The organism is Armatimonadota bacterium (genome assembly GCA_013314775.1).
Classification (GTDB): domain Bacteria; phylum Armatimonadota; class Zipacnadia; order Zipacnadales; family JABUFB01; genus JABUFB01.
Map to the genome: position 1 here is coordinate 203,693 of JABUFB010000013.1, position 24,034 is coordinate 227,726.

General features: G+C 63.5%; 17 protein-coding genes. 8 read left to right on the forward strand and 9 right to left on the reverse strand.

What is annotated here, in order from left to right:
• The first annotated feature begins 86 nt into the window (after positions 1-86).
• The 3 genes from HPY44_17595 (at position 87) to HPY44_17605 (ending at position 6,217) form a co-directional block, all read left to right on the forward strand.
• Positions 87-356, forward strand: coding sequence for an EsaB/YukD family protein (locus HPY44_17595; protein NSW57819.1), 270 nt, complete (start codon positions 87-89; stop codon positions 354-356).
• A 15-nt stretch (positions 357-371) separates the two neighbouring features.
• Positions 372-1,574: a ThiF family adenylyltransferase gene (locus HPY44_17600; GenBank protein NSW57820.1), complete on the forward strand. Its 1,203-nt coding sequence runs from the start codon at positions 372-374 to the stop codon at positions 1,572-1,574.
• Positions 1,575-1,765: 191 nt separating this feature from the next.
• Positions 1,766-6,217, forward strand: a complete 4,452-nt coding sequence (locus tag HPY44_17605; protein NSW57821.1) for a hypothetical protein — start codon at positions 1,766-1,768, stop codon at positions 6,215-6,217.
• Positions 6,218-6,223: 6 nt separating this feature from the next.
• Here the strand turns inward: HPY44_17605 and HPY44_17610 are convergent, their stop codons facing one another.
• A complete protein-coding gene (locus tag HPY44_17610) occupies positions 6,224-7,684 on the reverse strand; it encodes a sulfatase (protein NSW57822.1) in 1,461 nt (486 codons plus the stop codon).
• A gap of 198 nt (positions 7,685-7,882) precedes the next feature.
• Here HPY44_17610 and HPY44_17615 point away from each other — a divergent pair, with 198 nt between their 5' ends.
• Positions 7,883-8,866: a glycosyltransferase gene (locus HPY44_17615; protein NSW57823.1), complete on the forward strand. Its 984-nt coding sequence runs from the start codon at positions 7,883-7,885 to the stop codon at positions 8,864-8,866.
• 6 nt (positions 8,867-8,872) lie between these two features.
• On the opposite strand, the gene HPY44_17620 is transcribed toward HPY44_17615, so the two are convergent.
• The 3 genes from HPY44_17620 to HPY44_17630 all read right to left on the reverse strand — a co-directional run bounded on the left by HPY44_17620 (position 8,873) and on the right by HPY44_17630 (position 10,945).
• Positions 8,873-9,850, reverse strand: a complete 978-nt coding sequence (locus HPY44_17620; GenBank protein NSW57824.1) for a GDP-mannose 4,6-dehydratase — start codon at positions 9,848-9,850, stop codon at positions 8,873-8,875.
• Between the two features lie 256 nt (positions 9,851-10,106).
• Positions 10,107-10,517: a hypothetical protein gene (locus tag HPY44_17625; GenBank protein ID NSW57825.1), complete on the reverse strand. Its 411-nt coding sequence runs from the start codon at positions 10,515-10,517 to the stop codon at positions 10,107-10,109.
• Between the two features lie 218 nt (positions 10,518-10,735).
• Positions 10,736-10,945, reverse strand: a complete 210-nt coding sequence (locus HPY44_17630) for a hypothetical protein (protein ID NSW57826.1) — start codon at positions 10,943-10,945, stop codon at positions 10,736-10,738.
• Positions 10,946-11,073: 128 nt separating this feature from the next.
• Between HPY44_17630 and HPY44_17635 the strand changes: the two genes are divergently transcribed.
• The gene (locus HPY44_17635) at positions 11,074-11,934 is read left to right on the forward strand and encodes a PEP-CTERM sorting domain-containing protein (GenBank protein NSW57827.1); all 861 of its coding nucleotides are present in this window, start codon (positions 11,074-11,076) and stop codon (positions 11,932-11,934) included.
• Between the two features lie 258 nt (positions 11,935-12,192).
• Here the strand turns inward: HPY44_17635 and HPY44_17640 are convergent, their stop codons facing one another.
• The 3 genes from HPY44_17640 to HPY44_17650 form a co-directional block, all read right to left on the reverse strand.
• A complete protein-coding gene (locus HPY44_17640) occupies positions 12,193-12,504 on the reverse strand; it encodes a hypothetical protein (protein NSW57828.1) in 312 nt (103 codons plus the stop codon).
• A gap of 229 nt (positions 12,505-12,733) precedes the next feature.
• On the reverse strand, positions 12,734-14,452 hold the full coding sequence (locus HPY44_17645; GenBank protein NSW57829.1) for a hypothetical protein: 1,719 nt from the start codon (positions 14,450-14,452) through the stop codon (positions 12,734-12,736).
• Between the two features lie 252 nt (positions 14,453-14,704).
• Positions 14,705-15,265 (reverse strand): methyltransferase domain-containing protein, encoded by a 561-nt coding sequence (locus tag HPY44_17650; GenBank protein NSW57830.1) that lies wholly within the window; start codon positions 15,263-15,265, stop codon positions 14,705-14,707.
• Positions 15,266-15,663: 398 nt separating this feature from the next.
• On the opposite strand from HPY44_17650, the gene HPY44_17655 reads away from it, so the two are divergent.
• From HPY44_17655 to HPY44_17665, 3 genes are read left to right on the forward strand one after another with little or no spacing between them, the layout of a single operon-like run.
• Positions 15,664-18,405, forward strand: a complete 2,742-nt coding sequence (locus tag HPY44_17655) for a hypothetical protein (protein ID NSW57831.1) — start codon at positions 15,664-15,666, stop codon at positions 18,403-18,405.
• A gap of 42 nt (positions 18,406-18,447) precedes the next feature.
• The gene (locus HPY44_17660) at positions 18,448-20,172 is read left to right on the forward strand and encodes a hypothetical protein (protein ID NSW57832.1); all 1,725 of its coding nucleotides are present in this window, start codon (positions 18,448-18,450) and stop codon (positions 20,170-20,172) included.
• A 40-nt stretch (positions 20,173-20,212) separates the two neighbouring features.
• On the forward strand, positions 20,213-21,748 hold the full coding sequence (locus tag HPY44_17665) for a tetratricopeptide repeat protein (protein ID NSW57833.1): 1,536 nt from the start codon (positions 20,213-20,215) through the stop codon (positions 21,746-21,748).
• A 98-nt stretch (positions 21,749-21,846) separates the two neighbouring features.
• Here the strand turns inward: HPY44_17665 and HPY44_17670 are convergent, their stop codons facing one another.
• Together HPY44_17670 and HPY44_17675 are read right to left on the reverse strand one after the other, a co-directional pair.
• Positions 21,847-22,779 carry a hypothetical protein gene (locus HPY44_17670; protein NSW57834.1) on the reverse strand — a complete coding sequence of 311 codons (933 nt, stop codon included), beginning with the start codon at positions 22,777-22,779 and terminating at the stop codon, positions 21,847-21,849.
• Complete coding sequence (locus HPY44_17675; protein ID NSW57835.1) at positions 22,769-23,917, reverse strand: hypothetical protein; 1,149 nt, start codon at positions 23,915-23,917, stop codon at positions 22,769-22,771. Before HPY44_17675 ends, HPY44_17670 begins: the two co-directional genes overlap by 11 nt.
• Between the last annotated feature and the right edge of the window lie 117 nt (positions 23,918-24,034).

Below are 24,034 nucleotides of genomic sequence, written 5' to 3' on the forward strand. Positions count from 1 at the left end.
GGTTCATCACAGTGGCATCCGGGTTACAATGTGGGGACAGAAGTCACTCGCGCCCCAAGCACTCGTCAAGAGGAGGAGTTCGCAGCGTGGGCAAGGTCAACGTCACGATCATGGACACCACGGGAAACAAGGAGCAGAAGGCCAGCCTGCCTGACGACGCTCCTGTGCGGCGGATCATCGCGCGGCTGGTGGAGATGATGAGCCTGCCCCAGGCGGGGTCCGACGGCCAGCCGATGAGCTACAAGTTCCACCACAAGCGTTCCGGCCAGCAACTCAAGGATGAGCAGACCCTCGCGGAAGCCGGCGTCCAGGAGGGGGACATTCTGCGCCTCCTGCCGGAGATTACGGCGGGCTGAGACCCCCAAACCATTATGACCGACACCGACCCGCGCGAGGACGACGTCCTCGATGTTGATCTCGACGAGGACCGCTATGCCAGGCTGCGGCTGATCCCCTGGTGGGATCAGGAGCGCCTTGCGGACGCGCGACTCATGGTGGTGGGCGCGGGAGCCCTCGGTAACGAAATCTGCAAGAACCTTGCCCTTCTCGGGGTCGGGCGCGTCTTCATCGTGGACATGGACAGCATCGAAGACACCAACCTCACCCGCAGCATACTCTTCCGCCACGAAGATGAGGGCAAGCCGAAAGCTACCGTGGCGGCGCGTGCGATGAGTGAGATCAATCCCGATGTGCGCCCGAGGGCTTTCATCGGCAATGTCATCCATGATCTCGGCCAAGGCGTATTCCGGGACATGGACATTATCTTCGGCGGCCTGGACAACCGAGAGGCCAGGGTCTGGATCAACGCGGTCTGCTGGAAACTGGGCAAGCCCTGGGTGGACGGGGCAATCGAAGCGATGCACGGGTTCGCGCGTATGTTCGTGCCTCCCGACGGGCCCTGCTATGAATGTACCATGTCCGCCCAGGACTACCGGCTGCTCAACATGCGGCGCTCCTGCGCCCTGCTCACCCGGGATGATGTGATCCAGGGCAAAGTGCCGACCACGCCCACGACCGCGTCAGTCATCGCCGGTGTGCAGGTGCAGGAAGCGATCAAATGGCTGCACCGGGATCGCAACCTTCCTGGCCTGCGCGGGCAGGGGTTCGTCTACAACGGCCTTACCCACGACAGCTATGTGGTCAGCTACCAGAAGCGTGACGACTGCCCCGCCCACGACACCATTGAGCGCCTGGAGGAGACCGGCTGGCGCGCGGAGCACACTACCGTGGGTGAGGCGCTGGAATTCATCCGACAGCGCGTCTCGGCGAAAGCAGTGCTGGAGTTTGATCGCGAGATCTGCCTCACATTCCAGTGCCGGCACTGCGGGACTGAAGAACCGGTCTTCCAGCCCCTGGGCAGACTGACCGGCGAGAACGCGCGCTGTCCGGACTGCGACCGCACACGGGAACCGGTGTCCATACATGCGGTGACCGGGACCGAAGACTTCCTGGATAAGAGCCTTGCGGACATCGGGGTACCGAAATACGACATCGTGCGCGGCCGCGAGGGGATGAATGAGGTCTGCTTCGTGCTGGACGGGGACCGGGCCGAGGTGCTTGGCGAGGAAGGGTAGGCAGATGGTGTCGAGCGAGACGCTCGACCCACGCGCCCGAAATGGATGATCCCGCGTAGGCCGACCGTCCCGGTCGGCGGGGTGATCATCCCATCCATACACTCAATCTGACGCATTGGAGGTGAACCGCCATTCAGGGCACACACCGCGCGACAATCCGAGCCGTCCTCACGCTCTGCGCCATGGTCACAATGGCCGGCGCTGTCTGGGGCCAACAGGTGCGCGTGGAGCGGTCTGGCGACGGCTGGGCCGTGACCGGAACTCATTTCCGGGCCAATGTGGATGCCAACGGCATCCTCGACCTGCGCGCCGGAGACATTCACCTGCCCCACGTCGGCGCTCTGGCCTGGGAGGGCAACACCTGGGGGAACCGGCAGGGGGAGTGGTCACCGCAGGATGTCTCCGTCCAGCCTGACCCCGGGCAATCCGCTGATGAGGTCACCATCAGTCTCTCCGGTCCCTGGCAGGTAGGCGGAGTGGAGGGCCAACTCGACTGCGAACTGCGGTTCAGCAATACCGGAGACGGGCAGGTCAGCGTATCGTGGCGGGTGACGCTCCCTCGTGCCAGCAGCCAGCGGCTCTGCTCGCGGGTAGAAGTCGCCGCAGTTCCCGGCCTGGAATTCGCCCGCGAGGCTGACGGGTCCGGCCGATTCGAGCCCGAACACCCGACTTCGGTACCCGCCTATACCCTCTGCTCCCAGCGTGGCAACCGCCTGCGCGTCGAACCCACCGGTGCGGCGATGATCCACACCCACGCCCCGGAGGGCGGAAGCGCAAACACGTACCTGTGGTTCGCCCACGACGGCATCCCGGCAGGGGTCACCGAGGGCGCTGTTGACCTTACTCTCGCACTGACTGACGAAGACCGTCTTGGAAGAGCGATCCAGGTGCTGAACCAGGCGAAATGGGAGATCGCACCTGCCGATGACCTGGCGTTCCCACCGGCGGACGGGTACGTGGCACTCCCCACCGTTCCCTGGGTTGCGGATTCGTGGCGGCAGCTAAAGGTCGGGGTGGAGACGCCCTGCGCCTGGTACCGCCACCGATTCCACGTGCCCGCCCACTGGTCGGAACGCAGCCTGCGCCTGCACTTTGAGGCAGTCTTCCTGGTCTCTCACGTCTATGTGAACGGGGTGCGCGTCGCCGAGAACCAGGATGGCTTCCTGCCTTTCGAGGTGGAGGTGTCCAGCGCCTTGCGGCCGGGCGAGGAGAACGAGCTGGTTGTGGGCGTCCTCGGCGACGCGACAAAGGCGCCGCCGGGGCTGGTGCTCGCCTCACAGCACAAGTACATGTCGGGCATCTGGCAGCCCGTGTCGCTGGTGGCCACACCCAAGACCCGCATTGAAGATGTGTTCGTGCGGCCATCGGTGCGCAATGGAGCCCTTTCGGTGGACGTAACCGTGCGGAATGAGCTCTCCGACGCCGCGACTCCACACATCTCCGCGCGCGTGCTGGACGGAGAATCGATTGCCCTGACGCTGGAGCCGGTGGACGTGCCGGTGGCTGGAGCGGGAAGCGCGACGGTGACGCTGACATCGCGCTGGGAGACGCCCAGGCTGTGGTCGCCCACCGCGCCGAACATGTACACCCTCGAGGTCACCCAGGATTCGCCCCGCGACACGGTGCGCATTCCCTTCGGGTTTCGTGAAGTCTGGCTCGACGGCCCGCGCATCATGCTCAACGGAGTGCCGGTGCGCCTGCGTTCCACCTGGGGGCACAAGGGCGAGTGGCATTACACGCCACCTGACCGGGTCTTCCAGATTCTCAAGGACCATAATCTCAACTGCGCCCGCATCCACGGGCAGCCGATCCGCCGCGAGTACTACGATGCCGCCGATCGTCAGGGATTCTTGCTCATTGCTGAATCCGCCGTCTACCAGCGCCCTGTGAGCGACCAGGCCCTCGAACACACCCGCCGCTTCATCCGAGCCCTGCGCAATCATCCATCCATTATCATCTGGAGCGGCACCAACGAGTTCGGCCACTGGAAGACCCCGCGCGACCAGAAGCGCACCGACTGGCTGGTGGCTCAGCGCGAAATGATCCGGGAGCTTGACCCCACGCGCCCGGTGCAGCAGTCCGGGTACGGCGAGACAGATGGCCGCGAGATGCTCCTGAACATCCACTACCCCGAGCTATACCCCGCCAATGCGCCCGAGTGCTTCCGCTGGCCCACAAACGCCTCGGTACCCATGGCGGACAACTACCTGAATTTCGAATGGTCGCGAGACAAGCCCTTGGCCATCGGCGAGCACATGCTTTTGAGCCACCACTGGGCGTCGGCGATGCTGGGCGACGCCGTCTACTCACGGGAGCCCAGTGAGCAGGCCGAAGCTGTCATCCGCGGCCAGGCAGAACTGTTCGAGATGGCGGTGCAGGAGTATCGGCGTCAGGGGCTGTGTATGATCTCGCCCATGGTCTTCCGCGGTCTGCCAAAGGGGAAGGAGATACCGAACCCGTACCTCGAGAGATTTCGCGAGATCTTCGCGCCAGTGACCGTGTATCTCGCCGAGTACGACCGCCAATGGTTCGGCGGCGGTCGGGTGGAACGCACGGCGCTCATCTGCAACGAGACCGACAAAGCAATGTCCGGAGAGCTGCGCTGGGCGGTCACTGCTCGGGGGTGTGTGAGCGAAAGCGGTTCCGTGCCGGCGGAGGTGCCCCCGGGAGCCGTCGCCGAAACCCGATTCAGCTTCATAGCGCCCTCGGTCAATGCGCCCACGGATGGAGAGATCCAGCTTACGTTGGAGTTCGGAGATAAGCGCGTCACCCGCAAGTTCCCGGTACAGTTCTGGCCACGCGTGGACCTGCCGGAGCCTGCCCCGGACTGCCTGCTTTTCGACCCCGGTGGGCGACTCTCGGCATTGCTCGCGGAGGAAGGCGTCTCTGTCCGGCGCATTGCCGCACTCTCCGAGTTACCCGAATCGGCCGCCAGGCAGCTCATCATCGGCCCGGACGCGCTGCACGAGGCGAAACAGGGCGACGCGGCGATCGTGGGCGACTGGGTCCGTCAGGGCAATACCGTGGTGACACTCGAGCAAAGCTCTTTGCCCGAACGGTTCTTCCCGCTGCCCCTGGAGACCCGTGGACCGGCGAGCATCGCCTTTCTTCGCGCGCCCGACCACCCGCTGCTCGCAAAACTGTCCGACTTCGCGCTGCGCTTCTGGACGCCCGACGCGCGCGTCTGTGAGGCCAACCTTGCGAAGCCCACCCGCGGAGGGTTCACGCCGCTGGTGGACGTGGGCGGGCAGGGCATGGAGCAGAGCCCGATGCTCGAGCTTCGCCACGGCAGCGGAAGGTACGTGGTCTGCCAGCTTCTCGTGGCGCGATACGTGCAGACCGTCCCCGCTGCGCGACAGATTCTCGCTAACCTCCTGGCCTGGCGGCCCGAACCCACACCTGTGCGCCCTCTCGCGGGATGGAGCGCGACCCCGTCCGCTCTCGCTCAGTCGGTCCAGTGGGATATACAGGCGCGGGCATCCTGGAAGCGCGAGGCTCAGCTGCCTGAACCCGGCGGGCTGGTGCTCATTGAGTCCACGCGACTTACGCGGGACGACACACCTGCATTGCGTGCATTCGCTCGCGCCGGTGGAACAGTTTTCATCCACGGCAGCGGGCCCGACAATGCCCCGGCCCTCGCCGATCTGCTTGCCCGGAAGATCAGGTTCCAGCCGGCCGAGCCTGGCCCCGTCAGTGTGACAGCCGCCCCACTGACGCGGGGCATCGGCAGCTATGACCTGTGGTGGGCCGACGGCGATGGTGCATACGAGGAGTCTGCGCTGCGCTGGACGCCGGCCTTTGACGACTACTCTGGAATCCGTCTGCTCACACAGCCCCCCGGATTGGTGGAAGTGTCTCTGGGCAAAGGCCGGGTGATTCTGAGCCAGTTCCGCTGGGAGCGCGTCCCTGCATGCAACCGGGCCCTGCGTTACGCATCGATGCTTCTTTCAAACCTCGACGTGGAAATCCCCGGACAGTCCCTGGTCGCACGTGAGACCGGGGACTGGTTCGCGGTGGACCTCACACCCTTCTGCAACCGGGGGTTTGTGGACGAAGTCGCCGGTGACGGACGTGGGGGCTGGGCAGACGGTGGCGAGGACGACCTGCGCAACCTGCCCACCGGCCCGCAGGTCTTCGCCGGGCTGCCCTTCGAGATCATTCGGCCGGAACTCAACACCGGGCGGTCCTGCATCATGCTGGACGGCGTACTTCTTGGGGACGCGGGGGAGATTCGCAGTGGCGCCACGGGCATTTCCGCGGTCCGGCAGATACCGGTGGGCCGATCCGTAGAGAGTCTGTGCTTTCTGCATGCCGCAGTCGCAGCCCCGGGCATTGACTCGTCCGGCGCGGAAGTCGGGGCGTATGTGGTGCAGTACGAGGACGGATCTCAGGCAAGAATCCCGGTGCGGATCGGTGCCGAACTGCTTCCCTGGTCGGTCGAAAGCCCCAGCGAAGTCGACAACGGGGCTCTGGCGTGGTCCGGCGTCAACGGTCGCGGCGAGCCGGTATCACTATACAGCCTGACCTGGAGGAATCCCCACCCGGAGCTGGCCGTGGAGTCCCTGGACGTCGAGACCGCGGGCAACCCGGGCTACTCTTTCGGCGTCGTGGCGATCACCGGCCGCGAGAGCGTGGGGCGGTAGTCGCCGTCAGTCCACCAGCCCGTTGGCTCGAAGGTCGTCCATGCCCACGAACTCAGCGGCGGTGGCGGGATTCTGGACAATCGGCACATACGGGTAAGTCTCGAAAACCCCGCCGTCCCCCAGCATGCGCGGGTCCTTCTGTTCCGTCAGTTCCCGCTCCATCCGCTCCCGCAGGGTCTGCTTCTCCCTGGCGTAACCCTCGTCATCCGCCAGGTTACAGGTGCAGGCATACCCGTCCCTGACCGCATACAACTCTTCCGCGGGGCGCTTGCCGAAAGCCAGTTCGTACAGCGGCCGGACCTCCGGTGCGTCTCTGTTGGCGATCATGTAGTTCTTCGTGGGCGAGCCGTCAATGTCGCCGAAAGCCGGTGGATCACCGGCCGGCCAGCGGTCGGGTTCGAAGTTGCGGATGTAGACGAACTCATCGGTCCGGATGCATCGGCTCGGATAGCCCATGTTACTGGCACGGCAGTATGCGTGGCGCTCAATGCCCGTGAGCACATGGTCGCGCTCCGGGTCAACGCGGCCCTGCCGGCCTGATGTCAGGACTGGCATGAGGCTCCGCCCGGTCATGTTGTCGGGGATCTCCAGGCCCGCGGCTTCCAGGAACGTGGGCGCGAGATCAACAAAGGTCGTGAAGTCGGTGACGGTGCGTCCACCCGGAACCTTCTCCCCATAGCGGATGGCCATCGGCACATGCATGCCCTGCTCGTAGAGGTTGGCCTTTGCGCGCGGGAAGGGCAGACCGTTGTCACCGGTGACCACAATGAGCGTATTGTCAAGCTCGCCAATCTCTTCGATCATGCCCAGCATGCGCCCGAGGTGCTCGTCGAACCACTCGATCTCCAGCGCATAGTCGAGCAGGTCGCTGCGCACCTCTTCGCAGTCGGGCAGGTACGGCGGCACCACCACATCCTCAAGCCGCTTGCCCGCACGCAGACCCGAGCCCTTCTCGTACACCCGGTGCGGCTCTTTCGCTCCATACCAGAAGCAGAACGGGGCGCCTTCAGGCCGCTCTGCCAGGAAATCGCCGAAGTTGGCCGCATAGTCGTTCCGGCTCATACGGCTAGTCGGAGGGTCATTCTGACGCTCGTTGTACCCGGGCCCGGCGGGATTCCTGGTGCGCCCGCTCATCTCGATGCTCCCCGGTCCCCAGCCCTTGTACGTGTGCCCCACGTGGTAGCCAACGCGCTCCAGAATGTCCGGGTAGACGTCGAACTCAGCGGGCAGAAGGCTCCACAGAATGCCACCCTCCCGAAGCTGCCACGGGTTGCGTCCTGTCAGAAGACTTGCCCGCGAGGGACTGCAGGAGGGAGCTGTGCAGTAGGCGTGGCTGAAAAGCACACCTTCATTCGCTACCCGGTCGAAGTTGGGGGTATTGACGAAGGGGCAACCGTAGGCGCTTGCATGTGGCCATGCCTGGTCATCGGAGATGGCAAGCAGGATGTTGGGCAGTCTGTCAGGCATGGCAGTCCTCCATGATGCACCGTCTATGGCGACAACTGCGTGGGATCGGCTGTGGACCTCTTCGCCGCAAAGTCCCGCGGCACCTCGCGGCACCATCAGGAGGGTACCCGTGGGCCGCGGCTCGATTGTCGCCGGGCACCTTCATCGCTATACTGGTGGGGTCCCATAGAGCCACCGTTTTGAGGAGCTGCCCGGAGCATGAACACCGCCGAGCACGGAACCCCGCAGGTCTCCATCGTCATCCCTGTCTACAACGAGGAAGAGACTCTCCCCCACCTTCACGAAGCGCTGGTTCAGGCCCTGGGCGATATGGACAGGTCCTGGGAGGTCATCCTGGTCAACGACGGCAGCTCCGACCGCAGCAAGGAAGCGATGGACCGCATCGTGGATAGCGACCCTCGGTTCGTCGGGGTTCACCTGCGCCGCAATTTCGGCCAGACCGCGGCCATGGCAGCCGGGTTCGATCAGGCTCGCGGAGAGCTAGTTGTTGCGATGGATGCGGATTTGCAGAATGACCCCCTCGACGTTCCCCGCCTGCTGGACAAGATGGACGAGGGCTACGACGTGGTCAGCGGCTGGCGCAAGGACCGCAAAGACCAGTGGCTCACGCGCATCCTGCCCTCGCGGATCGCTAACTGGATGATCTCCACTGCAACGGGTGTGCACCTCCACGACTATGGCTGCTCGCTCAAGGTCTACCGCCGGGAAGTCCTCGCCGATGTCCGCCTGTATGGCGAGATGCACCGCTTCATCCCGGCCCTTGCCTACTGGGCCGGCGGGCGCGTCGCCGAGGTAGAAGTCACCCATCACCCGCGGCGTTTTGGCAAGAGCAAGTACGGACTGAACCGCATCATGAAGGTCGCACTGGACCTCATGACCGTGAAGTTTCTGCTCTCATACTCGACGAAACCGATCCAGGTTTTCGGGCGGTGGGGACTTTACAGCTCACTGGCGGGGTTCCTGCTGGGCCTGTGGCTTTCTTTCGAGCGACTGGTGCTGGGTCACTCCATCGGCAACCGGCCTGCCCTGATCCTGGCCGTGCTGCTTATCGTGGTGGGCATGCAGCTTATCACCATGGGCCTGCTGGCGGAGATGCAGACCCGCACATACTACGAGTCCCACGGCAAGCGCATTTACTACATCCGCGAGGTGCGCCGGAACGAGGCCACGGCGCAGGAGTAGCGGCTCTCAGACCAGATTCTCCCTGTACCAGTCGACAAACGCCGACAGGCCATCCGCCAGGCTGGTCTGAGGCTTCCATTGCAGCAACTGCCCGGCTTTCTCCACGCTTGCCCATGTGTGTGGCACGTCTCCCGGTGCCGGCGGCTGCCAGTCGATGACCGCCTTCTGACCCAGCGCCGCCTCGATGCCCTCCACCATCTGCAGCACCGTGATCGGCCGGTCGCTCCCCAGGTTGATGACCTCGAAGCACCCGGGCTCGCCCAACTCGGGCGCGCGCATCGTGGCAACGATCCCGCGCACGATGTCCCCCACGAAGGTGAAGTCGCGGCTCGCAGTGCCATCGCCGTAGACAGGGATCGGCTTGCCCTGCAGCATGAGGCCCACGAACTTGCTGATCGCGAGGTCCGGCCTCTGGCGCGGGCCATATACCGTGAAGAATCGCAGGCAGGTCACCGGCAGCTTGTGGATCCGGCTGTAGGTGTAGCAGAGGGCCTCCGCCGCGACTTTCGTCGCCGCGTACGGCGACTCGGGCTTGTCAATGCGCTGGTCCTCGGAGAATGGCAGGCTGTTGGAGGCACCATATACCGAAGACGACGAGGCCAGCACGAACCGCTCCACGCCGTGCTTTCGCGCGGCCTCGAGCAGCGTCACCGTGGCATCCACGTTCATCCGGGTGTAAAGCTCGGGGTCCTGGATTGACCCTCGCACTCCGGCGCGCGCCGCAAGGTGGAACACGATCCGCGGCTTGTGTTCAGTGAAGACGCGCCCCAGCATCTCGCCGTCGCACACATCGCCCTGTACGAAGCTGAAGCCGGGATTGGCGCATACGCATTCCAGATTGCGGCGCTTTAGCCGCTCATCATAGTACGGGTCGAAACAATCGATGCCCACGACGGGGTGTCCGGCTTGCGCCAGGGACTCGCTGAGATGGGATGCGATGAACCCGGCCGCTCCGGTCACGAGGCAGGGGTACACATCTTCCATGGTTGCGCTTCCTGGGGATGCGGTAACCGGGGTCACGGCGCCGACGGGGCCGCCCCAATCCCGGCAGTGCGAGATAGCGCGATAGCGGTCGCCGGAGCTGCTGCGGCCAGCCCTTCGTGGCGCGGGAGCTCCAGTCGGCCGTCACGATGTTCCACGACTGCGGTGCAATTCTTAGCCGAGTCAATCGTGTTCCAGTAGACGATGCCGCTCATGCCACACGGGTCCGGTTGTCTGCACGTGACCGCAGGCAATGCCGTCAAAGCCCTACTCGCGCACCTTCGACCAACTTCTTGCGCAAGCCAGCCCGGGTCATCGCATAGCCCTTCACAGCCTGCTCGGCGCGCCGGCTGAAACCAATTTGGCCCCGACCGGGACGGGCCAAAGCCCACTCCACAGCCCCGCTGAGTTCCAGCATATGGGCGTAGATGCGGGTTGTCAAGCGACAGAGGTTGATCGCTCGGTTCGCGATCGGATCGCTGGTACCGGCGTGCACCACCAGCAGCTTCCTGCCGTCTCCCGTCTGGTGCCTTCGACTCTGCGCCCGAGTCACTTGCCCCACCGTGAGCTGGTCCATGAAACGCCCCAGCAGGCCAACGTGGTTGCCGATCACCTGGCGAACGCACGCCGCCGATGCGGCGTCACTGAGAATTGCCTCGACGAGCTGCACCGGCTCGTGAGGCCACCAATGCAGGCCCGGAGGGTCCACAGACCGATCCCGCCACCCACCCGGCACGGGCAATTTGCACCGGCCTGTGCGCAGGGACTGAACAAGGTTCGCCCGGCGGCATCCCCTGCCCCCAGTTTGGGTATCAGTGATGAATGTGGCGCTACACTGATGTGTCACCACGCTCAGCCTCTCATCGCCGCTGCCAGGACTTCTTGGGGTCAGGCGCAGAAGCTTTGCAGGGCAACGCCGAGGCTTGTACCACCATCGGGCGTGAGTCCAGCAGAAGCCTTGTCCCGCGGGCTCTCACATGACGTGGAGAATCGCGCGCTCACCACGGATCTCGTGCTCACGATCTGCGATGAGAGGAAGTTGCGGATCTCCTGCTTCGCGACGCGGTCGATGGTGAACACGCCGCTCGAACTCGGCATGCACAGCTTCCGCACCACGAGCAGGTATTGACGAGTTCTCACACGGCCGCTACAATTCCGCGAGTTATGATAATAGTGTGTATCAAGCTATAGAAGAGATCAAGTATATATCAAGGGATGGTCGATCGATGCGGCCCATGGTGCTTTCGGTCGTGGTGCTCGGCACCCTTGTCACGCACTGCTTCGGCGCGACTATCAATCAGTTCGGCGGCGCCTATTCGCAGTGGCCCGGCAGCTGGAACCCGATTCTCAGCCTGAATGACCCGGATGACGGCGTTGAGGCACAGCTGGATTTCGTCGGCAGCGCTGCATCCCCCGGCGCGTACTGGGCGATGGACGACAATTACCTGTATTTCCGCACCCGCGTGGACGTGGACACGGTCAGTGCCAGTACCTTCGAGGACACACTGTTCGTCCTGATAGACCGGCCGGGCCAGGGAATTGCAGGGCAGCCGGACTACGGACTGGCTTGGGACACGAAGGGTCTCAAGAACCTTGGGGAGGAGGACCAGCACGGGCTGGAGTTCACCGTACTCGAAACCACCGGCGGTTCCTGGGCCAGCACACGCATGAACGACATAGACGGGAACGTTGCGAAGAAACTTGTCCCACCAGACATAAGCAACACCGGCGATGGGTATATTCGCACAACGGACGAGGTGTGGACGGAAGATTTCGGAAACACAACTCTGGTAGACTGGGCCGTGTCCTGGGACTATCTGGCTGCAAACTCAACCCTTAATCCAGGACAGACCTGGTATATACAATTGGGGAGCATCGCGAACGCCACAGACCACAATAACATTGCGACCGATGTCGCTGGTGGCCATTCCCCCGGCGAGATCGGGTTGACGTGGAGCGATCCGGTGCCCGTACAGACGCAGGACATCCCGGAACCGGGCACGCGTTGGCTTTTGATGTTCGGGATTGGGCTCTCTCTTATCAGGCTCCGGGGAAACCGAAAACCGCAGGCGAAAGTCGGGTCCTGATCCAGGAGGGCGAAACCCGTTCATCAGCCGACAGACAGCGCAGGCTAACCGCCTGCGCTGTTTTGCATCTCCATCCGCACCTTTCCCGCTCAATCCCTCAAGACCCGCGCGATCCGGCACGATTATGTAAATACCCGGCGACCTCGTAGACCGGCATTCGGACACCAGCACTCGCTCGCCGGGCGTTGAAACGGGCAGGCAAACAAAACGGGGGCCTGTTTCCTCCACAGGCCCCCGCGTGGCGTGCTTCGCTGCGAGCTAGACCAAGACGCTGACAACGGCATCGTCGTCGGCGACATTCATGAGCTTCACGCCACCGGCAGTTCGGCTGCGAGGGGTCAGATCGTCAACCGCGATCATCAAGCACATGCCCTGAGCGGTGGTGATCAGGACGTTGGCGCCCTCGCCGGTCTTCACGTGCTCGGTGCAGACTACAGGCCCGGTGTCCTCAGTGACGTTGAAGCCCTTGACACCCTTGCCGCCGCGCCCCTTGGGCGGGAAAGCTTCCTTCGCGTCGTCGACGACCTTGCCGTACCCTTTGCTGGTGATGAACAGGACGGCTTCACCCATGTCCCAACTCTCCCTTCAGATGATGGCTCCCTAAGCCAGACTAATGCCTTCCGAGCGCCCCGCGGGACACTCTTTTGTGTTCCCTCACGCGCCCATTCGACGCGAGCCCGGCTGACACCTTCGCCACATGGGATCGGCCAGACCGGTTCTGTCGAGGAAATGCGATGTGGGGCCGGATTATGCCACTTGGGCGGCGGGTGAGTCAACATGACCCACCCGCCAGAACAACCTAGGCCTTCTGCGCAAACTTCAGCTTCGCCGCATCCTCTCCGCCATTGAGCAGGTAAATCAGCGGCATTGGCCGGTCGAGACCTTCGACGAACCGCGGGCGGTTCTGCCACGGGTTCACTGACAGGACGTTCGCAAGATCCATCCAATATTCGAGGCGCGTTGTGGCAAGGTCCCACGTCATGTGGAAGTGATTCGCCGGTGCGAACTGCTTGTACTCCCCCATGGTTGCGTGTTTCGGCACAACCCACGTGTGCGGCCAGGTCGGCGTCGATGTATTCGCCACGGCCTGTGCCAGCTTGTCCGGCAGGTCCACCGTGCAGGCCTCGTCCCAGATCATCGAGAAAACCCCACTGTCGGCGCTGTATGCCATGCGGCCGGCGATGCCCTGGATCCCGCCCGGAGTGTAGAAGGTCACGGAATTGCCGCCGCCGGGGAAGTAGAACTCGTCAGCCAGCGGGAAGCTCACGCGAGCCATGATCTCCTCAACGGTAGCTCCCGGCGCCGCGGCCCAGTTGAAGGACGCGCTGCCGGAGTTGTCGCCGTCCACCAATCCCCTGGTGCGCCAGAGCGCGTCCGGTTCCACATTGCCCAGGCCAAGCTCTTCGGCCTTGGCATTGATCTCCCACGGCTCCCAGACCTTGCGGAAGTCCATGAACAGGGGCGGGTTCCCGCCGCTGACCCAAGTCATGAACAGCATGGTGAGCAGCCCTTGCACGTCGGCCTCGGTGGCGAAGGGCAGGGCGGCCTTGGGGCCGTTGTGATCGAAGGTGGCGTTGAACAGGGACTCCATCACGTCGGCCACCGGCAGCGGAATGCCACGCCGGTCCGATCCCCACTCAAGTTGGCTCATGAACCCACCGCCCACGGCGTTGAGATCCCTGAGGAGATCGCGGCAAATCAAGTACAGCGCGAGACTCTGGTTGAACCGCTCACTGTCTGCCTCATCGCGCAGTTCGATGCGGTCGCCCACTAGCTTGTCCGTCCATGCACGCAGCGCCTTGAGTTCGTCGGCGTCGTATGCCTTCTTCTGGATCATGTCCGCAAGGAGTTTCATGTCCAGCCGGGTGATTTCCAGACCGAAGGCCTTGCGGGTGGGAATGATGTGCCCCAGCGCGGTCTCCATGCCCATGCTGTCATGGCCGAAGACCACCACACGACGGCCCTGCAGGCCCACCCTGGTCACCGCCGCGTAGCACCAGTCCACGAGAGCATCCGCGGTGGCCGGGGTCATCTCAGGGTTCATCCCGGTGTCCGCCCAGGTGCCCACGTTGATGTGCGCCATCTTGCCGTACTGCGCCAGCGCGCCGTTGATCGCGTGGGTGAACACGACGCCGGGCTTCGGTCCGCTGTTGCCGCAGGTGAGGTTGAGAGGTGTGTCTTTCGGAAACTGGGACAGGAGCGAAATCACAGTCAGTTGCGGGAAAGCCCAAGTGTCCGGAACGCAGACCAGGATGTCCACGCCCGCGTCCTTGAACTGTCTGGCCAGCATGTCCGCCTCTCTCTCGCCATCCACGAGGATCGGCGAGTAGACCACGCGCACCGGTTCGCCTGAGGGTAGCTTCACGCGGTCGGCGATGATGTTCGCGGTCATCTCGATGATGTTCTTGCAGCGCTCCCGGGATTCCGCATCGATCCGGGGATCGCTGGTGGCCCAGACGCCGATGCACGGGGCCTTCGGGTCAGCGGCCTGGGACTCGGACAGTCTCGTTGCAGCCATTGTGTGACTCTCCTTTATTGGTTGGCATTTCGCCTGGACTTGTCAGAGAACAACGGGAAACGATGCAGTGGTATTCGCCCAGCTGTCAGGCTTTCCTTCCCGGACCGGGAGTGGGGTACAGCCACCGAACTCGGACACAGAGAGAGTTTGGATGCTTTTCCCACGACTTCCATGCATGAAATGCGGGCGTCATGCAACCTGCAGAACGCCACACCCGACGGCAACAAACGATGGCGTCCGTTTCGCCCCCCGTCACGTCTCGATCGCCACCAGGAATTCCTTGTTCCCGCCTTTGCTGCCCAGCAGAGGTGACTCGACGGCTTCGCTCACCTCAAACCCCAGACCTCGCAGTTCATCCATAACCCGCGCCACAACTTCCTCCACAAGCTCAGTCCGCACTTTTCCCCGGATGCGCTCCTTTTCCGTCGCCTCGTAATGCGGCTTGATGAGGCTGATGATCCGCCCCCCCGGCTTGAGGAGCTCCGCGGCCTTCGGGATGACCACCCCCTGCCTGGTCCAGCCCACATCCACAGTCACAAGGTCCACGGCCTCGGGGAGTTGAACATACAAGGCATTGGTGCGCTCCAGCACCACGACGCGGGAATCATTGCGCAGGTTCCAGTCGAGAATGTTCTTGCTTGTGTCAACGGAATACACACGGGCCGCGCCATACTCCAGCAGGCAATGGGTGAAGCCGCCCGTATGGCAGCCGAGGTCGGCGCACACAAGGCCTGCGGGACTGATGCCGAAATGCTCCAGCGCGAAAGCGAGTTTCTCGCCGGCGCGGCTCACGAACCGGCGCGGCTGTGTCATCGGTCAGTCATCTTCCCACGCCTCCGGGTTGTGGGCGTGCAGCATCACGTTGCGCGGGCCTGCGGCCAAGGTGGGTCTGCGGCCCAGTGTCACGTCTGCTGCACCATTGTACCCTCGGGCCGCGAAGCACTCAACCGCGCCCTTGCGGGCTGCAGCGCCTTGGGTACAGGCACCCACCTCCCGGTTCGACCGAGAGTCGACGTCTGCTTTGAGGCCCCGGAGGGGCCGTCCGCTTATAGCCAGGAGCGAAAGCCCCTGGAACAGGGCGAACCACGTTCCCGAAAAGCCTCTGAATGGGGCGGCAGAAGACAGGAGCGCGCGGGCCGGCACTTTCGCTCGCCCGGTCATCTCATGCTTTGACGGACCGCAACAACCCTAGACAAGGGAAGGCGATCAGAATGCACCCGGACAGTTTGATTTTCGGCCTCGCCATCGTCTCAGCTCTGCTCATCACCGGCACCGCCGCGGCGCAGGAAGGGCCGGGACTTGTGCTCCATGTTTCTCGCGCGGGCAATGACGCCTGGTCCGGCACTCTCCCCGAACCCAGTGCCGACGGGACCGATGGCCCCTTGGCAACCCTGGAACGCGCTCGCGACAGGATTCGCGAGATCAAGGCCGCAGCCGGCCTTCCTGCTGGCGGCATTGTAGTGGAGATCGCCGGCGGCGCCTACGAGCGCGCGGCGACCTTCGAGCTCGGAGCCGAAGACAGCGGCACCCCGGAGAGGCCTATCATATACCGCGGCAGGCCGGGAGATGAGGTGCGCCTTCTGGGCGGCCGGGTCATCACCGGTTGGCAACCCGTGACTGATCCTGCGGTCCTGTCACGCCTGGATGAGTCCGCGCGCGGCAATGTCTGGCAGGCCGACCTCAAGGCCCTTGGCGTCACTGACTTTGGCGAGATGCAGGCCGGGCAGTCCTGGGGTGCGTCAAACCCCGGTCTCGAGGTCTTCTTCCGCAATGAGCCGATGACCCTTGCCCGCTGGCCGAACCAGGGCTGGATCACCATCCCCCAGGTCTTCGGCGAGCGCCCCCAGGACATCCGCGGCACCAAGGGCTTCATGGACGGGATCTTCAGCTACGAAGACGACCGGCCTGCGCGCTGGGTGGGCGAGAAGGACATCATGCTCCACGGCTACTGGTTCTGGGACTGGGCGGACCAGCGCCTGAAGGTGCAGACCATCGACACCGAGCAGAAGCGCATCACCCTGGAGCCCAAACCCCAGCACGGCTTCGGTTTCCGCAAGGGGATGTACTACTACGCGTACAATCTCCTGCCCGAACTGGACCGACCGGGCGAGTGGTACCTGGATCGCGATTCCGGTATCCTCTACTTCTGGCCGCCTTCATCGCTTGACGAGGGTGAAGTGATGATCTCCGTTCTGCCCACGCTGGTGAAAATGACGGACGTCTCCCACGTGACCCTCAACGGCCTGTCCTTCGAATGCACCCGAGGCACGGCGCTCACCCTGTCCAACGTGACGGGCGTGCGCGTGGAACGATCGATCGTGCGCAATACCGGGGCCTGGGGCATCAGCCTCAGCGGCAAGGACAGCGGGGTGGTGGGCTGCGACCTGTATAACCTCGCTGACGGCGGGGTCAGCGTCTCAGGCGGAGACCGCCGGACTCTCACCCCCGCGGGGTTGTACGTGGACAACTGCCACTTCTACCGGTTCGGCCGATGGAACCCCATTTGCAAGCCGGGTGTCAATGTGAGCGGGGTGGGCAACCGGGTCACCCACAATCTGTTCAACGACGCGCCGCACATGGCCATCATGTGGAGCGGCAACGACCACCTGTTTGAATTCAACGAGTTCCACAGCGTGGTGCGGGAATCCAACGATGCCGGGGTCATGTACGCGGGCTACAACCCCGCCATGCGCGGCCACATGATCCGGTACAACTATTTCCACCACATATACGGGTTCCAGAGCAAGGGCTGCAACGGCGTCTACCTCGATGACATGTTCTGTTCGGCCACCATCTACGGGAACATCTTCTACCAGGTGCCCCGGGCGGCGTTCATCGGCGGCGGGCATGACAACGTAGTGGAAAACAACATTTTTGTGGACTGCAAACCCGCGCTTCACGTGGACGCGCGGATGATGGGCTGGGCATCGGGTTCGGTTGAAACGATGAAAAAGCGCCTGGAGGAAGTGCCCTACACCGAAGAGCCCTGGCGCAGCAAATACCCGCAACTGCTCACATATCTCGAGGGCAACTATGCCGAGCCGCGCGGGAATATCGTCGCGCGCAACATCTGCTGGCTGGGCAGCTTCGATTCCATCGAAGGTAAGGCCAGACCCGGTGTGAAGCTGGAAGACAACCTGGTGGGTGTGGACCCGCACTTCGTGGACGTCGAGAACCTTGATTTCCGCCTCCGTGAGGATTCACCGGCCTGGAAGATCGGTTTCAAACCGATTCCGGTGGAGCAGATCGGCCTTTACGAGGACGCCAACCGCGTGACCTGGCCAGTGACAACCCAGGTGCGTTATCCTGACCCACCGCCGGCCAAAACCGTCATTCCCGAGCAGCCACGCCCCTTGTTCCGGGTGACGCGCACCGCGGCTGTGGTGACTATCGACGGTGAACTCACGCCGCAAGAATGGGCCGGGCTCGATCCGGCGAAGGGGATTGTACTCGCCCAGGGCCTACAGCAGGAACCGGTGAAGCCCGTCAGCCGTGCGTGGGTCTTCCACGACGGCGCGAACCTCCTGGTGGCCGTGGACAACGACGTTGACCCAGCTCAGCCGCTGAAACCCGGCGACCAGTGGGGCCGCGATGATGCGGTGGAACTCGCCTTCAGGGACTCCGAACGCAAGCCCGGGGCGCCGATCCTGATCCTGCGCGGCTATCCCTCGGGTGGCTTCGCCAGCAGCGATGAAGCGGGCGCGCCACCGGACCTCGTGAAGCGCGCAGCAGAGGGAGTTCAGTACGCGGCGAAAATCGTGTCGCCGGGGCGCTGGACGGCGGAGTGGAAGATCCCGCTGGCCTCGCTGGGACTGGACCCGACGGAGAGCTTCCGGGTGGCTTTCAGTCTCACCGCACGCAAGACCGCGGGCCCGGATTGGGTTCTCTGGCACGGTACGAAAGCCGCCACCTGGCAAGCGGACCAAGGTGGTATACTCGAGTTCTTGCCCTGAGCCTGCGGGGCTGTAGACCGAGACATACGGGAGGGGTCTGGCGTGAACAACTCGCGAGGGTGGCTGTTCACATTGGCACTTGCTGCCGTTACGGCGACGGCCGGAGCGGACACCTGCGTACCTCCGGGGGCGGGTTTCAGTTTCGATGTCGACGGGAACTGGACGATGAAGCAGGCGGACCAGACTTACTTCTGGGAATCCGAAGATCCCGGAAGAGCCGGCCTCATTCTGTCGGTGACTCCGGTCCCACTGGACGGCTCGAAGGCTCTCGGGCCGCAGGTCATCGAGCGAGTGAAGGCAATGCCCGAAATGTTCGCCCAAGCCTCCAACTTCTCCACGATGCAAGTGCCAGTGGCAGGTGTTCCGCGGGTCGGCGTGGCCTTCCGATATGTGCTCGGTGGGCGCGCGCAGGTTGCCAGGATGGTGGTGATCCCATCCAGGGAACGCCACTGGGTGCTGAACGTAGACGGTCCCGCGGACATGCCTGGCCTGGAGCAGTTCACGCTCCGGTTGCTGGCAACACTGCGCGAGATTTCTGAACTTCCTGCGGAGAGCGGGGCGTGGCAGGTCATCGACCACCCGCGCGGCCCCGGCTTGCTGATTTTCGAGAAGCGCCAGGGCGGCGGCCAAGTGGAGGTATTGGCATTCGCCCCGGGAAACGCCCGGGCACGCCGCCTTCTGCGGGAACGTCTGAAGCCGGCACAGGACCCCAGTTTCCGCCTGATACAGTGGAATGCTGCCGCGGACGACACTCTCGCCACTTGCTCTTACACCATTCAGGTGGACGGAACTGCCATGCAAGGCGAGGCTCTGGTGTCCCTCGGTGAGCAGTCCGGCACATTCGTGAACATGCTGGCTCCACAGTGGGAGTTTGGCGCGCTGGCTCCGCGGATGAAAGCCCTGCTGCGTGAGGCCTGTGCGCCTCGCCGAGCCGGACTTGACGAAGTATCCAACATCCCCCTGCAGCGCCAGAAGAACATCGATGGGACAGCGTGGATGTCGGTCCCGGCTGGATGGCGTGTCGAAGGTACTGGCGGGAGCGTTGCGACCAAGGGACGCGAGGGTGTTCTGCTGGTGGGCAACTACGGAACGATGATCTCTACGGCTGCCGCCGGCCAGATGGCTGCTCTAGGCCTGGACCTCGAAGCTCGGGGCTTCATGATCGGCGATTTCGCGCCGGCGCAATATGCCTTGCCGGTAATCCTGCCGGCCATCGCGCGCCGGTCGGGGGAAGCAATCACCGACGTCCGAGTTCTCGAAGCAGCTCCGCTGCCCGGCTCCCCCGGTTACTGGCGAGTGCTCGCTTCCTATGTCTGGCAGGTTCCCGGACAGCCGGCGTCGCAAATGGAGGGCATCGCCTTCATCAGTACTACGAACACGGGCGACAACTGGATGTTTACCCTGACCTTCCTGACCTGGCCGGCCGGCTCCGACCGAGTCGGGCTGCCATTGCTGGCCCGGATGTACGCCACATACGGGGTCTCACAGAATCTTCTGGATGCCCGCATCGCCCACGCGCTCGCCAGTCAGGAGGAGTGCCGCCGGATCATAGACGAGGTCATCAAGGAGCGCAATGCCGCATCGGAGAGCGCAGCCAAGAAGTGGGACCGGTATATCCGGGGAACCGAGCCCCTCCGCGACGAAGATACGGGCGAAATACGGGACGTGTCCAGTCTCGAGGACATCATGCGCTGGGCCGAAGACAACCCGACACTTCGCGAATTGAACACGCTGACCGAGGAACAGTGGCGACACGAGTTGCCCTGATGGCCTCATGCCGGGGAGACGACGAAAACAGAAGCACGGGATGTTGTGTAGCACATTGCGGGAGACCGAGAGCGAAATGCGCATTGCTGCTGTCGCTGTTGTGTTTGGCGTCTTGATGATGTCAGTCGGTATATGCGAGGAAGCGAGAACCGCGAACACCATCCCGAGCGCTGCGACCACTTCGGAATCGCCAGTCGCCCCGGGGCAGACTTCCGAAGCCGCACCGGCGGCGGAAGAAGGCCCGAGTCTCGAGGACCAGAAGAAGAGTCTCGCGGAGGCCAAGGCGCTCTTCGCCAAGAAGCAGTATCGTGATGCCATCACCTTGTTGCGACCACTGGCATCTACGGGCCACCAGGAGGTCCGTTGGGACGCCCGGTTCCAGTTGGGCCGCAGCTACCTTGAGCTGAGGCAGTATGATGATGCGATCCGCCAGTTCAAGGCGGTCGCCGAGCATGGCGAGGCCCTTGCAGCCCAGGGGCACTACTGGCTGGGGCACACCTATATGCGCAGACGCCGGAACGCTTCGGCCCGCGGGTGCTTCGCCGACGCCATGTGCGTCGCTCCTGAGGATTTGAAGGACGACTGCCTGTACTACATCGGTTATACGCGCTACATCGACCGGCACTACGCGGCCGCTGTGACTGTCTTCAAGCGTCTCCTGAACGAGTACCCGAAAAGCGGGTTGGCCAAGCAGGGCGAGCGGTTCCTGAAGCTGTCCCAGGAACGTCTCGCGAAGGCGCGAAAGGCCGAGCTTCTGTGGACCGCCAATGTTGGCCTTGCCTCTACAAGCGAGCAAATCCGTTTCGACGAACCGATGGAGCTTGGATTGGGGGCGGATGCCCGCATCGGCGCACAGTTGAAGTGGGAGCCCCGTGACGGCTTTCAAGTCAGCGCCCGAGCCTTCGGCACCCGCACCAGCTATCTGACTGGTGACCTGGACGACAGACAGGGCCTGGTTGCCGGCCTGTCCTTCACCCACGACCTCGGCGATACCCGATCCATTGGCTGGGGGTTGTCATACACGGAGAACCAGCGGGTCGACATCGTCACTAGCGACAGCAGCACATTCGGCCTCTACGGTACCTTCAGCATACCGGTAACCGACACAGGACGGCTCAGCGCATACGCGAACTGGAGCAAGCTCAAGTACTACAGTGCGGCTTCCAGCGGCGACACCGTCACCTACTCCCTGTCCTACGGCGACCAGCTATCGTCGAGCTTCAGGTATGGTCTGGGCGCATCGTACACGGACAGCAGCGTAACAGCGGCGTACCTGTCCTATTCAGGACCCACTTTCAGCCTCAGTGGGACCAAGCGGCTCAGCAAGCGGCGCTCGCTGGGCGCCGGCGCAACGTACACCGCCCGCAATTTCGATGCCGCCGCACCTCGCCAGACTATCCCGCGCGCAGATCGACAACGGACGTACTATGCGGAATACTCCCAACAGGTGACCGACAAGGTAACCATCACTGTGGGCTGGCGCGAAACGAATCGAAGCTCAACCCAGGCCAGCCTGAACCGCTCGGACCCATCGTGGTACATTCGCACAACCAGGCTCCTGGATCTGCAGTTCTGAGGGAGCGAAACCGGTCAACAGGCATCCGAGCTTGCGCCCTGTCCGGGTTCGGTGTCTCTGCCCTGTCTCGCACCTTGGGGCACTCCAGGGGTCCCTGTCTATCCCCCGCCGGCACAGAAGTCCCGATACACTTCCAGCATGTACTCGTAGTGCTCAAGCGGCATGCCCGGGAAGATCGTGTTTGAAGTTCCGAAGATGTAACCTCCCCCCGGCGAACCATGCCGCAGGCAGTAGAGGGCGGACTCCCGGATCGCTTCCAGCGGGCCGTCCTGAAGCAGATTGCACTGGACATTGCCCATCAGCGCCATCTTCCCGTGACACCGGCGCTTGACCTCGGCGATGTCCATCCCCGCCATGGGGTCCACCGACTGAAAGCACGCCGCCCCCAAAGACAGGTAGTCGTCCAGCACGTCCATGATGTTCCCGTCTGTATGCACGAAGGGGATCACGCCCAGGGAGCGAATATGCGCCACTTGCTCCGCGAGATAGGGGATGCACAGGTCGCGGAACTGCGCCGGCGAGATAAAAGTGCCGGAGTTGAAGGCCACGTCGTTGACCACGTGGATGAAGTCGGCCCCCGCTTCGGCCAACTCATTGAACTTCGCGATGGCCGTCTCATGCCGGGCACGGGCCTCGTGGTGCAGTGCGTCGGGGTTCTCCACTAGATCTACCGAGAACTGCACCCAGTCATCGATGGACTCGATGGACCAGATGCTCCGTCCGACAATGCTCCCGATGAGGATGTCATCGCCGAAGGTTTTTTTCGCGGCAACCACGCCGTCCGGGTCACTCCAGGGCCAGAACACCGCCAATGCATCCCAATGGTAGCGCTCCACGATCTTCTCGTAGATCGCCATGCACTGGGCGATCCTGGCGTCTTTCTCTCGGCGGCTGACGCCGGCCCAACCGCGGCGATCCGGGAACTGCATCCCGAAAGCCTCGCGCTCCAGTTCGAACATGACTTCGAAGTGCGGCGGCCTGTCGGGTTCCTCGAAAGCCAGTGCTTTGAGCATCCGCTGCTTACCGGTCATGCCACCATACTCCTTGCGGGTGAAGAGCGAGGATCGCGTCGGCCCACAGGCGCGCCATGAGTTCCATCCCGGCGGCGTTCGGATGCACCGGGTCCGTCCCGTACAGGCGCTCGCGCTCGGTCGCGTATGCAGCGAAGAAGTCCGGTCCGCGCTGCACTGCATGCTTCGCAATGAGCAGGTCGATCTCGCTGATATACGCGCGGAGGACTGGCTCTGCGCCCTGAGCGTAATCGTAACTGGGCCGCGCGATGAAGATGCAGTCCTTGCGGGCGCCGTACTCCTGCATGAGCGTGATAACGATCTGCTCCATGTTCGCCGCGTACTCCCCGGGCGGCACCTGGTGCCGCTCATCGTTGACCCCGAGATGGATGAGCCACACCTGCGGCTGTAACTGCTTCATGCGCGCCCGCCAGCCCGCGTCCTCCCGCATCATCTTCAGATACGCGCCGCTGGTGAGACCACCCCAGCCCTCGTTGGCGATGAACACAGGACATTGCCAACTCTCCGCCAGCAGGTTGTTCAGATCGGTCATCCAGCTCTGAAAGCAGTTCACCGAAGGCTTGTGGTGCCAGGTGGTGGGCGAGAACTGGGGGAAGTTGCGGCCGTCGCGAGACACGGCTTCGGGTGGGAACAAGTCCGCGCGCAAGTCCAGCGGCTCGCGGAAGAAGCCGTGGCCGTGGTAGCCCTCGGTGATGCTGTCGCCCAGAGCGGCGATGATTGTGCCCACGCCCACCGGACCAACTGTGAGACTGCCTGCGGGGATCCCAGCCGCGCCCGGTGATGCCACGCGCACCGAGTACTCCCCGAATGGCAATCCCATAAACCTTACACGGCGGCGATCAGGGGTGACAGTCCTCCGCTCCACGACTTCGCCTTCCAGGACCAGGCACACCTGCGCCGACGGGACGCCGTTGCCAGCGAACTCCGTCTGCACCCGTATCTCGTGGGAAGACTGGATGTGTGGGATCGTGTACGAGCCCTTGATGTCGTCGATGGTGAGAAGGACGGGCGCGGAAAGCGTCTCACCCGGCTGCGGCACAGTGAGGACGATCGCGGGATGGCCTGCGTCTGCGACGGGAACGTTCAGGATCATGGCAAGGAACCCGAAAGCGAGCGCGGAAACAAGGCGCTGAGTCATTTTCGCATCCCCTACGAGTGCGGTGGCGCGCGCAACGATTTCCATGATCGTAGCGGACTGACCTTCAGCGCCCCGTTACACGATCAACTGCCTTTGCCGCTCCGGGTCGGCCTTCTC